Origin of the sequence: Desulfomonile tiedjei (assembly GCA_016212925.1) — a bacterium.
Lineage (GTDB): Bacteria > Desulfobacterota > Desulfomonilia > Desulfomonilales > Desulfomonilaceae > JACRDF01.
Genome location: JACRDF010000009.1, coordinates 42,364 through 54,539, shown reverse-complemented (window position 1 = coordinate 54,539; position 12,176 = coordinate 42,364). Strand labels below are relative to the sequence as shown.

At 54.3% G+C, this 12,176-nt stretch carries 9 protein-coding genes; 3 read left to right on the top strand and 6 right to left on the bottom strand.

From position 1 onward, the window contains the following. Nucleotides 1-564: acetate--CoA ligase family protein (locus HY913_04005; GenBank protein MBI4962417.1), on the bottom strand; the 564-nt coding region annotated here is incomplete at its 3' end. Nucleotides 565-1,090: 526 nt separating this feature from the next. On the opposite strand from HY913_04005, the gene HY913_04000 reads away from it, so the two are divergent. Together HY913_04000 and lpxC are read left to right on the top strand one after the other, a co-directional pair. After that, a complete protein-coding gene (locus HY913_04000; GenBank protein MBI4962416.1) occupies nucleotides 1,091-1,381 on the top strand; it encodes a hypothetical protein in 291 nt (96 codons plus the stop codon). 156 nt (nucleotides 1,382-1,537) lie between these two features. Further along, the gene (gene lpxC / locus HY913_03995; GenBank protein MBI4962415.1) at nucleotides 1,538-3,673 is read left to right on the top strand and encodes a UDP-3-O-[3-hydroxymyristoyl] N-acetylglucosamine deacetylase; all 2,136 of its coding nucleotides are present in this window, start codon (nucleotides 1,538-1,540) and stop codon (nucleotides 3,671-3,673) included. A 245-nt stretch (nucleotides 3,674-3,918) separates the two neighbouring features. Here the strand turns inward: lpxC and HY913_03990 are convergent, their stop codons facing one another. Then, a complete protein-coding gene (locus HY913_03990) occupies nucleotides 3,919-4,425 on the bottom strand; it encodes a hypothetical protein (protein MBI4962414.1) in 507 nt (168 codons plus the stop codon). Nucleotides 4,426-4,805: 380 nt separating this feature from the next. Here HY913_03990 and HY913_03985 point away from each other — a divergent pair, with 380 nt between their 5' ends. Continuing rightward, nucleotides 4,806-6,470: a long-chain fatty acid--CoA ligase gene (locus HY913_03985; protein ID MBI4962413.1), complete on the top strand. Its 1,665-nt coding sequence runs from the start codon at nucleotides 4,806-4,808 to the stop codon at nucleotides 6,468-6,470. Nucleotides 6,471-6,585: 115 nt separating this feature from the next. Here HY913_03985 and HY913_03980 read toward each other — a convergent pair whose 3' ends face one another. From HY913_03980 to HY913_03965, 4 genes are all read right to left on the bottom strand, one after another. Beyond that, nucleotides 6,586-7,737, bottom strand: coding sequence for a hypothetical protein (locus HY913_03980; GenBank protein ID MBI4962412.1), 1,152 nt, complete (start codon nucleotides 7,735-7,737; stop codon nucleotides 6,586-6,588). 478 nt (nucleotides 7,738-8,215) lie between these two features. Beyond that, nucleotides 8,216-9,433 (bottom strand): hypothetical protein, encoded by a 1,218-nt coding sequence (locus HY913_03975; protein MBI4962411.1) that lies wholly within the window; start codon nucleotides 9,431-9,433, stop codon nucleotides 8,216-8,218. A gap of 74 nt (nucleotides 9,434-9,507) precedes the next feature. After that, the gene (locus tag HY913_03970) at nucleotides 9,508-10,446 is read right to left on the bottom strand and encodes a nuclear transport factor 2 family protein (GenBank protein MBI4962410.1); all 939 of its coding nucleotides are present in this window, start codon (nucleotides 10,444-10,446) and stop codon (nucleotides 9,508-9,510) included. Between the two features lie 78 nt (nucleotides 10,447-10,524). After that, nucleotides 10,525-12,015 (bottom strand): mechanosensitive ion channel, encoded by a 1,491-nt coding sequence (locus tag HY913_03965; GenBank protein MBI4962409.1) that lies wholly within the window; start codon nucleotides 12,013-12,015, stop codon nucleotides 10,525-10,527. Nucleotides 12,016-12,176 lie beyond the last annotated feature (161 nt).

Genomic DNA, 12,176 nt, shown 5'->3' with positions numbered 1-12,176 from the left:
GAAGATCCCGTACAGGGCTGTGACGGTCTTGGTTAGCTGATCCGCGATCACGCGGTTGTCGGTGAGTTTATAAGCCATTGACCTGGCCTGATGCGGCGCAAGGCCTCTCAGAGGATCAACCCCGATGGTGAGGATCTTCTCAGGGGCTTCCCGTGCAAGGGTCTCGATTTCCACTCCGCCTTCCGCACTGGCCATGATTGTCGCCAGGCCGGAAATCCTGTCCAGCACCACGCCGAGGTACAGCTCCTGTCCGATAGGCATGACCTCTTCCACGAGCAAAGCGCTTACGGGCTTTCCTTCCGGGCCGGTCTGGTTGGTGACGAGCCTGCTGCCGAGGATCTCTCCGGCCTTGGAGCGAATATCATCCGACATGGACAGCACCGCTACTCCGCCGGCCTTGCCTCTACCTCCCGAATGCACCTGAGCCTTGAGGACCACCCTTTCGCTCTTCAAACCCCTGGCAGCGAGAAGGGCCTCGAACGGATCGTAACAAAGGCTTCCTCGCGGGATAGACACCCCCTTGGCAGCCAATAACTCTTTCGCCTGATACTCGTGAAGATTCATATACCCCTCGCCATTGACGCATTCTGCACTGCCGTCGCCGCGCGGCTTCAATTTGCCGGTGTATCTGCCTCAACTCATCGCCGATATATTCGGAAGAGGTTTCCAATGACAGCGCAGGTAGACTCTCGTTTTTACCCTTTGCGCGGCTGTTTTGCAAGAAAATTGCTGACAGCCGTGTATCCGGTAAATTCCACGGGGACGCGATTTCTCCCGCCCGTGTTATTGGAGGCGAAGTGGGGCAATCTCTGTTTGTGGCGACGGTGTCGGGTGGGACGGACTTCCAGCTTGTCTATTAAATGACCGGCGGGATGCCGGTCCTACCGCAGAGGACATTGCTTTCCCGCGGGACGCGGGATTACTCTCCGTGCAATAACATGGCCGGCAGAGTGCCCCGCGTATAAGGGAATGGATGCTTGTGCCACGCAATAATCATTTTGAAAAAGAATGAAACGTGATATGTGCTTTGGCCGGGAGACCGCACCGGAACTTGTTGCGGCCTCCCGATTGACGTTCCCAGGGGTGATTCATGAAACGAATAACTTTTGGCGCGACAGTGGTTCTATGCGTCACAGCCATCTCCATTGCCTGTTTCGCGTATGAAGCCCAGCGGCCTTCAAGCCCGGCTGCTGCGGAGCCGGGAGTGAAAGGGCATTTGGGCTGGACACTCCCATTCGCGTCGCAAGCGATGACAGACAACGTAATGCCTCAAAAGCCTGTTGGGGCCAGCGGAGGTCCTAATAGCCGGGCAAAGTTCGACCATATATCGGATGACACGCCTCCGCATCAGGGAATAGCTCCCCAAAAAAGCCAGAAATGACATGTCTGCGAAGATCTTCCATTGAAAAGGTGAAAGCGTGGTGTCGGATCTGATGTGCCTATCCCCATCGCATTTCAAGGGATCGGGAACACAATTATTGCGGCTCGTTCTTTTGGGGTTGCCTGGCCGCTCGCATGACGCTAATATTGGTTGATTATGACTAAAGCACGGATACTCATAGTTGACGATCAAGAAGAAATCCTCGATTCGCTGAGGGCTATCCTGTCGGATGAGGGCCATGACGTCATCACCGCACGGGATGGGCAGGAAGCTTTGCACATAGTGCAGAGCGACTCTCCGGACGTTGTGTTCTTGGACATCTGGATTCCAGGCATAGACGGTTTGCAGACCCTGAAAGCGATAAAGAAAATCAGCCCACAATGCTCCGTCACAATGATGAGCGGACATGGCACCATCGAGACGGCGGTCAAGGCCATCAAGCTTGGCGCGACGGATTACCTGGAAAAGCCCCTAAACCTTGAAGACGTTCTGCATTTGGTCCAAAAAGCGGTTTCATCTCGGTCTCAGACATCGCGGACCGGCGAACGCGAGGGAGCCCTTCCGACCCAACTCCTAGGTAATTCCGAGAAGGTTATCGCTCTCCGCAAGGCCCTGGAGACAGCGGCTCTGGAACCGACCTCAGTGTGGTTGATGGGCGAGAAAGGAACGGGGAAGGAGTTCCTGGCGCGCATCATCCATCATCTGGAAAGAAAAGAACGGTCCAGCCTTGTAAAGATACGCTGCAATGAATTGACCGAAGACAGCATCGAAGAAATCCTGCTGGGAAAAGAAAATGGACCTCATCAGAGCAGGCTCGGTAAGCTGACCCAGGCCGCGGGCGGCACACTACTCCTGATCCGGGTAGATCGCATGGATCCGGCTGTGAGCCGAAAGCTGTCGGAACTTCTCCGCAAATACTTCGAGCGCGATAAATCCGCAAGGCCCCTTCCAGCGCCGCGAATTCGCGTGGTTTCCACATCGGCTTGCGATCCCGATACCCTGGTTCGTGAAGGGACGTTCCCGCAAGAGCTTGCCGGCCTCATCGGACAGAGAGCCATTCGAGTGCCGACCCTACGTGAAAGGGCCGAAGATATACCGCTGTTTGTGGCTCATTTTCTCCAGGAGGCGCGCGAAGAATTCGAACGAGACATCGCGGGCATTGACGAGGAAGCTATGGCCCGGCTTATGGCTTATTCGTGGCCGGGAAACGTAAAGGAATTGAAGATCCTCATCGAGCATGTGGTCATGACAGCACCGGGGCGGAGAATAACGGTTAATGACCTCCTGATCCCTGCCGATCAAGAAGAAGATTCCGGCGAGGCCATCGAATCGGGTTCTCCAAAACCGGCCGATGTTGAAACACCGGGTGTTCGAGCGGGCCCCCACGTTGTCCCGGGCAAAGGTAAACCTGCCTCGGAGGGCCTTGCACCGACGAATGTGTCTGTTGAAGCGCCTCTCAACCATCAAAAAACCCTGAGAGGCCGAGTCGTAATGTACGGTCAGGGGCTTCATTCAGGCATTAAGACAGGACTTACGCTTTCGCCTTTACCGCCTTTCAGCGGGATACTCTTCGGGCACATAACTTCCGCGGGAACCGTTCCTGCATTGCTGCATAACGTTCAATCCACCGAACTTTCAACATCTTTGAGGCACAATGGGTCTTTCGCCAAGACCATTGAACACCTCATGGCTGTCTTCCACGTGTACGGTTTGACCAATGTGCTCGTGAAGATTTCCGGTGAAGTGCCTATTATGGATGGTTCGGCGGTGGAGTTTTGCCGCCTCGTGGAGAGCGCCGAGATCATTGTCCAGGACGAACCGGTGGAGGCAGTGGAGATCACAGAGTCCTTCGAGTTGCCTCTTCCGTCCGGCAGCGCCAAAAGCATGCGCGTGGAGCCCTCGGACCGACTGGAAGTGGAGTATTACCTGGATTATCCGCCCCCTGTCGGTAGTATGCACATGATATTTCAGTGCAACGGCCCGGATGAATTTAAAGACCAAATTGCTCCGGCAAGGACCTTCGGGTTTGTCAAGGACATGAGAATGATGGACGAGATGGGCCTAGCCGGTGGAGGCAGGCTTTCTAACGTTGTCCTGCTGGACGAGGAAAAGGTCGTCAATCCCCCCCTGCGATTCGAAGATGAATTTGTCCGTCACAAGATCCTCGACATCATTGGTGACTTCTACCTCCTTGGCCGCCCTTTCATTGGCAAGATTATTGCCAGACAGACCGGCCACACCGAAAACATCGCCATGCTCAGATTGATCAACGAGAAGATGAAAATTTTGTAAGAAGGGCATACAAAAGAGGGGGCATGGCTCTGCACGAGTAGTGGAGGCATGAAAGGCCTTTGTTAAGTGACCGATTTCGTAACTTCTTTTGGTGCCACGGATGAGCCTGCGGCACATCAGTGGCACCAAGAACCGTTTCGAAGTGTCTTCCAGTTGTGCGCCGAAGAAGGTTGGCCCGACCTCTATGATGAATACCGATGAGCTGTAGACCCACTTGTGTGTCTTTGCGGTCAGGAATTTCCTATTTACCTCGCTTCATCTCCACCCCGTCGCAGCGGTTTTCGTGTCGGGTCCAAGAAGATCCAGAAGCAGTACACGGTGAGGGCAAGGGAAGCTATCGCGACCATGAGATTGTTGGCTTCAAGCTCAACGAACTGAAGAAGTTCCGCAGGGATGTCCCCAAGAGCGTACATGAAGTAAAACAGGTCCCACGAGTTCCATAGAGACCACCCCCCCAGCAAGAACAACAGAATTGAAAAATAAAGATTCCCCCATTTCCTGCCCGTCAGGCTTCTCTGTGACCAAAAGTAGGCCCGAATGGCCTGCACGACCAGGTACGGAGCGACAAACCTGAACCATAGATGCGGTATGGCCCCGCCCGACACGGTTAGACCATGAAGGATCTCCCGAGAGAACAGGATACGGCTGAGGTTCGATGAATCACTGAGAACGAGCAGACCGACTACCGCCGCGGGGAATATGGCCAGCGACCCGATCAGGATTAGGATTTCGACTAAAATTGTCCACCACATGACCGGATTATAGCATCCAGTTGATTGTCTGGCCCTCCAAATCGTGGTCGCACGAGTCGAAATTTTTTGTTAATGGCCTCAGCAAGCACCCGGCTTTTTTGTTTGGGGATTGAAGCACAATAGTGTAGTAATATGCAATTCGGGTTGGCCCGGGCCAAAAGTATGAGGGCTTCACGCGTGGCCCTGACCCGGCAAAACCCGCGTCACCATTAGAAACAGTGGAAAACAAATAGAGGGTACGGCTTTTCTGCACTCAACGGGGGAGACAGGCTTTTGCAGCGGACTCGGATTCCAGCCGGCCGGTGGACCGATATCGGCACGGAATCCTATCCGGATCGGGTGCAACCACGCCTTCCTTATCAAGACGAAGGAGCGTTCTCATGGAAAAGATCTGGCTAAAGTCTTATGCCGCGGGAGTTCCCGCAGAGGTCGAATTCGAAAAGATCAGTCTCGCTGACGCCCTTGCTCGATCGGCAAGACAATTCCCGGAGAGACCTGCCCTCCTATTTCAGGGTACCAATATCACCTTTCAAAAGCTGGACGACATGGTTTCCAGGTTTGCATCGGCCCTGATCTCGCTGGGTGTGAAACCGGGGGACACAGTAGCGGTGCTTCTGCCGAACCTGGTTCAGATGGTGGTTGCCATTTACGGCGCAATGAGGGCGGGAGCGGTGGTTGCTTTAAACAACCCGCTCTATACGGACCGGGAATTGGAACACCAGTACAACGACTCAGGTTCAACGCTCCTGGTGTCCTTGGACGTTCTGGTCCCAAGGATGATCAACTTGAGGCAGAAGACTAAAATCAAAAAGATCATCTCGTGCCACATTCGTGATTTTCTTCCATTTCCGCTCAAGCAGCTTTTCCCGTTCGTCAAGAAAAGCATGCACCTGAAAACCCCGGCAGCGCCGGACGTTCTTGAATTTATGGATCTGATAAAAAAATATGAACCGCTCAAAGACCACCACAAGCCTGACTGGGAGGACACAGCCGTGCTGCTCTATACCGGTGGAACCACCGGGGTATCCAAGGGGGTGCAGTTAACAAACGGCAATTTGTCCAGCAATGTCCAGCAATGCCGGGTTTGGTTCCAAGACTTCGACACCGGTAATGAAATTGTGGTCGGTTGTCTGCCGTTCTTTCATTCCTTCGGAATGACGTCGGCAATGAACACGGCAATATTTTACGGTTATGCGGACATCCTTATCCCGAAGCCGGAGCCCAAACCGATCTTGGAAGCCATACACAAATACAAAGCCACGTTCATGCCCGCGGTCCCGACCTTGTACAACGGGCTAATCAATTTCCCCGATCTCAAGAAGTATGACCTTACCTCTCTGAAGGGGTGTTTTTCAGGCGGCGCACCCATGCCGATGGAAACGATGCGCAAATTCGAGGAACTCACGGGGAGCCAGATCTGCGAGGGGTACGGCCTTACCGAGACCTCTCCGGTTACGCATATCAATCCCTACGGAGCCAAAACAAAATTGGGCACCATCGGTTTGCCTGTCCCCAACACCGACGCAAAGATCGTGGATGTGGAAGACTATAACAAGGAAATCACCGAGCCGGGGCAACCCGGCGAGATCTGCCTCAAAGGGCCTCAGATCATGAAGGGATACATAAACAGGCCTGACGAGACCGCTCTCACACTAAAAGATGGCTGGCTACTGACAGGCGACATAGCAATCGTGGACGAAGAAGGTTACTTCAGCATTGTGGACCGGAAAAAGGACATGATTATTTCAGGCGGATTCAACATTTACCCGCGTGATGTCGATGAAGTGCTCTTCTCTCACCCCAAGATCCTTGAGGCCTGCGTCATAGGCGTGCCGGACGCTTATTCCGGAGAAAGGATCAAAGCTTACGTGGTGCTCAAGGAGGGAGAGACGGCTACGGACGAGGAAATAATAGAGTACTGCAAGCAAAACCTGGTGAAATACAAGGTGCCTAAATTCGTGGAGTTCGTCAAAGAACTGCCGAAAAGCGCGGTGGGCAAAATCCTGCGAAAAGAACTCCGCAAAATGGACCAGGAGAAGGCATAGAAGCCGGCTGCAAACTGAAAAACGGGGTTGTCCGGGGAACCCAATCTACCAAGAGAGGGTTCCCCGCCCCGTTCGTAAAGATCCATGTGCAGAGCACGTGGGTTTCTAGTCCGAGCTAAAAAGCGACACTGCCTTTGCCGCCCCAAATCCAGTTTCTTCTATCGAACTTGATGTCAGCTTGCACGTTGGTTCCGTCCACGGTGAAGTCACGAGTACGATCCGTGTGGAGCCAGTCGAACTTCACAAATGCCCCCAAACTCAAAGTATTCATCCTCATGGCAGCTTCAACCAGGGCCTCAAGAAAGTACCCGGACTTATATTTGGTCGCACCCGAGAATAATCTTGTGCTCGCTGCGTCAGTCGGGGTCGCAGTCTCCCGGAACTCAACGTCGCTGGGGAGAGCGGGGAACCCTATTACAGCGGCTCTGAGGCTCGTAGTGCAGCTGGGCTCGCAATTTATCTCGAGACCAAAGAACGGTATATAGGCGTTTGTTGTAAGCTTGGCATCGTCGGACGCGGTGGTGAATAGCAGTTGGTCCGCGGGATCGTCGAACCTGACTACAAACGAGGACCATCGGAATCCCCCAAGCGCAGCGGCAAATGGGGTCAGACGGAGACTCAGGCCCCCGTTCAGTTCCCACCACTGGACATCGGTTTGCCATTCCCGCCTGGCAGTGCCGGTTATTAGCCCATATGACTGCACGGCTTTGGTTTGCACGGGGAAAAGGTGGGCTCCGGTGAAGAATAGGCCACAATTTTGGGACACGGCAACGGGCAGTGCAAGTTCCAACCAGACACCCTGCAGATCAAAATCATTTCTCGTTGACGTTATCCCGGCCCCGCCTGCGTTGTTGAGCTGAATATCGATGCCGGCGCCCTTGTCCTTGAACAAGTATCCGACGTAAACAGCAGGCTCTGCCATGGTGCTAGGCATGCACATCGGCGGAGGGCAACCGTACGGGTTATAACCCGGGAACGGCGAACACCCTGCGTTCATGTTCGGAAAACAGGGTGCCGGATTAGCCGGCTTGCATTTCGTAGGAGGCGGTGGAGCACACATGGAACCGGTACAGCCTCCTCCGAACGGTGGAGGCGCCATACCCATGGAGCCGGGGTAGCCCCCTCCGGGCGGTGGAGGCGCCATACCCATTGAACCCGGATAGCCTCCTCCAGGTCCCCACGGCATCTGCTGAGCCGAAACTCCGGTGATTGAAAACGCTAAAATAAAAGACGCGATCAAGATTCCTCGGACTGAAATCGTTCTCATGGCGACAGCCCTTCCTTGTAGGTCTACACCATAAAGTGGTGTGATTTCCAGATTTTATTCTTAGTACATCAATTATATCATAACTCAGTTCACATATGCAAGATAAATCAAAGGAAAATCAGTCTGAGGTGGGTGCATAGAGTCGAACTGATTGGGGAAAAGGCCTGTAGGACTAGATAAAATGGGGGACAGGATGGTCGGCTGGAGTCAAACCATGAAATCAATCTTCATGAAATATGACTAACTGAGGTAATACAGGGAATAAGTGGTACGGCTTTGGCAAGGCCCTTCTTGGGATTAGCTTGAGCCTTTTTGGCGCTCCTCTCCTGGGGCGTTTTCTTTTTTCCCTGCCCCCGCCGCCGAACCACCCGTGGCATCCGCCAAGCTCACTGCGACAGCAAGCTTCCGACTAGGCACAAAGCTGTGAACTCAACCGAACAGCACTGGCAAGGGAATCTGAAGCACCGCTGCCGGGCCTTCAGGAATCGTTCTGGGCTTCACTCTTGCCTTTGAGGCGGACCATCAACCAGTCTTGCGTTCGATCCTTTCCAAAATGCACGAGGACCGGAGCTTGGTCCTTTGTGAGGTTTGACAGTCCTGTTTCAATCACGGTGCTTTTGTTATCTCCCATAGTCCACGCGACGCGCTGGGTCTTCTTGTCCACTGCGCCATGAACCGGCAGGGTGGCATCCGTAATCGTGTTGTAAAAATTGCCACGTATGACGCCCTGATGGTTAACCGCCAATTGGAAAATCATCGTGGGATCTGTCTGTTGGCCCTGTACCATCCCGAACACTCCAAGGGACAACCACTCGGCCTGATCATCCTGTTTTGGGTCGCCGGAAGCTGCAAGTGAGCCTGCCTGATCATAGTACTGAGCATCAGATCCGACGGGCTGGCCTTCTACGTACACGTTGCCGCCCTGGTACAGCACCGTGCTACCGTAATCGTAGTCCTCCGGCGTGGAATCGCAGCCTACCCAGTCCGCTGCGCTGCTCCAGTCCGCAGGAGTCCAAGCCGACGCCCCAATGGCTGCTGCGCCCCAAGCCGCGGCGTGCGTTCCAAACCAGGAAGGCGTAAACAAGGAGTGTCGATAAAAAGTGTTTCTCACATCAAAGCCTTGCAAGGCACGTACGTCAGGGGGCATGTAACGGACATGGGTTCCCCTTATCAACGCAGCGGAACCTCCCAGGGGGCCTTCCACGCGTGCCGCTCCCACTCGGGTCCCTCCAAAGCCTGCAACATGGCTGAGTCCCGCGTCACTTGGCATTCCGAGGAACCTGTCCAACTGAGTTCGAGATGCCCCTGCCGTATCACCAATCCTACCAGTGTCCAATCCGCCGCGTTGACCCCATCTGTCACCGGAAAATCTTCTCTGTTCCTCGGGGTGATACGCTTGGCCCCGCCACCGGTCCGCGTCGCGGGCCCGGAAATCGTCAGCGCCCCGGTCCCTGAAGCCCCCAACGCCACCTGCATCAAAGCTGCGGTCGCGAAATCCTCCTCCGGCTCCTCCGAAACCACCAAAATCTCCTCCTCTGAAGCCGCCGAAGTCCCCTCCCCCGAAGCCGCCACCTCTGAAGCCTCCTCCTCCAAAGCCTCCGCCCCTGAATCCTCCAAAACCGCGTGCCGAGGCGTCGCTCAGAGGGACGGACGCAAACAGCAATGCCGCCACCAATAGTCCTAGTATTCTGATCATGGTTGACCTCATCGTTAAGGCTTTGTTGTCCCAACGTCTTTGGATTGCGCGTTGTTACAAGAGACGATCATCTCTCACTTAGATTTTCTCTTCAGCACGAGCACTTCAGAATCAGTCAAGCCTCGTCCGGCGACCCTTCGATTTACGGATTGCCAGGTAAAACGTTCTCCATCCATTTTGGAGACAATGTCTGTCGAGGTGGTAGACGAACCATCGGGCATAACTCCTTGCGATTCGACGATCCACCCGTTCTTGAGGAGTTTCCACATCCCTCGCCCGTATCCTCCACTGGAGTCGAAGCTCCAGGAAGCCACCTCGCCGGAGGCAGGATCTCGCCCTATGATTTGAATCCCTGACCTGGCGACCACGTCTTTGTCTCGGGCTACGTACGAAAGCTCGATGAATCTTTTGTCTGCAACCCATCTGAAAGTGAAGTCCAGATTCTTCGTGCCCTTCTCCGCGGTCCAGTCTCCGATCAACCAATCAAGATCCGCGAAGTCCGGACGTACCGAAAGCAACGGAGAAGCGTACTCGCGCACGCTGGAGATAAGCCACCTGTCGCCCTCCTTGAGAAGAAGAGCCTTATAGTGGCCTTTGGATATTAGTCCGCCGTCCGCGTTCTTGAGAACCGATGTTCCCTCCTCAACAGCAGCCTTTCCCCCAAGGATCTTTGCAGACGAAACGGTGTTCTCCATTTTTAGGCCCGGGTTCGCTGAGAAAAAAGTGGTGTATTCCTTTTCCATGGCTTCCCGCCCTTGGATTACCCGACCGGCCTCGTTGACGTATTCGCAGTCAGTGGTCCAAAGGGCGCTGATCCGTTTGGCATCTCCCTTATTGAAGGCATCTACAAAAGCCTCAGCGGACGCGCGAACGGCTTTTTCATCCACAGTTTGGGCGCTTTGCGTTTGATCCGCAGGAAGGACCTTGCCCGCGCCCTGTTTGTCCTCTGCCGCGAAGCCCTCCACAAGGCCCATCATCGCAATTAGCAGGATCACCAAGATTGTATTTCTCATCCAACCCCTTCCTTTCCTTGTGTGCCCGCCGACTGCGGGGTGGCCGACGCTTCTGCAGTAAACTTTCAGCCTGCGAGCCTACTTGTCTGTACGGATGCGGACATCCCGCTGCGGGAAAGGCATCACAATTCCTTGTTTCCGGAACTCCTCATTAATAGCCCGGTTTAACTGATTAGTTGCTCGATTTCGGAATTCCGGCTGGACGATCCAGACCAGCAATTCAAACTCTATGGATGAATCACCAAATCGCATAAGCCTCACTGACGGAGCCGGATCGAAAACCACGTACTCACATTTCTTGCATGCGGCGAGCACTGCTTCGTCCACCTGTTGCACGGACGATCCATAGGCTGTTCCGAACGGCACGTGGATCCGAGCCTCCGAAACAGGAGCGCTCTCGTTGACTATTTTCATGTTGACAACATTCGAATTTGGAATGGAAACTAGTATTCCGTCTCTCGTCCTGATTCGGGTGCTGCGAATACCTATTTCAGTAACGGTGCCAATGTCTCCGTCACCGACAACAATAAAATCCCCCAATTTGAAGGGCTGATCCAATAGAATTATGACAGTGCCTATGAGATTCGACAGGGCCTCTCGTCCGGCCAAGGCCACGGCCAGCCCGCCTACTCCCAAGCCGGCGACCAGAGAGTAGGTGGGCAAGCTTAAGCGAGCGCCCAGATTCACAGCCACGCCGGCAACAATGACAACGGTGACTACATCGAAGCCGAATCGCGTGAGTTGCGCATGCATTCCGCCTGGTTCCAGCCTGCCCAACGCGATCACGACCGCGGCAGATCGATGGAGGATGGCGCCGATGAGCCATATGGTGCCTACGTAAGAGATCAGCAAGAACCCTACAGCCACCACCCTGTACACTTCGGCATCCCGAAAGTGCAGACCGTATATGACAAACCGAAGACCCGGCTGCGCAAACAGGATCAGCAGGATTGGCAGGATGAGGCCGCCTAACGTGCGTTTAAGGCTTGACTGAAGTCTTGCGTCGAGAACGCCGAGCATCCCGCAGCCAACTCTGTGGATAAACCACATTGCAGCGACCCCAATTATGAAATACAGCAACAGTCCCATCCATTGCCACAAGGCCTGGCCGTGAATTTCGCTCTTGCTCCATTGGGGGAGCCGGTCCATAAGCCCCTTGGGGATGATCGGTCCAGCCGAGGATGCGAGTTGAGCGAGAAGGGCTCCCTGTGCTCCTGGTTTGTAAGGAAGGTTCTTGACTTTGTTGTAGAATTCTTCCGACCTCTTGACCGTGTCGGGTGTGAAGAGGAATCGCTCACCACCATATTCGTCTTTGACGGCTGAAATGGCTATCTCCGTATAGGGGAGTGACCAAATCGTCAGCTTGTCGGTCTCAACGGCCTTGGCGTCAGGAATCTGATCAGAGGGCGGTATTTCTATCCGATCGAGGGTTTCTTTGAGGTAAAGGGCGGTATAAAACCCTATGATGCTCCTGATGGCCGACGGTTGCTTCTCAAGATTCAAGCACCGGTTGGTTCTCTCAAGAGAAGCAACGGTCTGGTCTTTGTGACCGGCCTTGAAGGTTGCCACCGCCCGGTTCATTTCATTCAAAAATGTGTTGAGCGTTGCTCTCGGGCTTGATGTGTCCGGCGGCGCCAATGGATGTAGGTTCTGGGCTGCCGCGACGGTGTTTCCGCAAATCCACAGCAACAGAATACACAGGACTGTCATCGAAGAACGAGGAGCGCAAC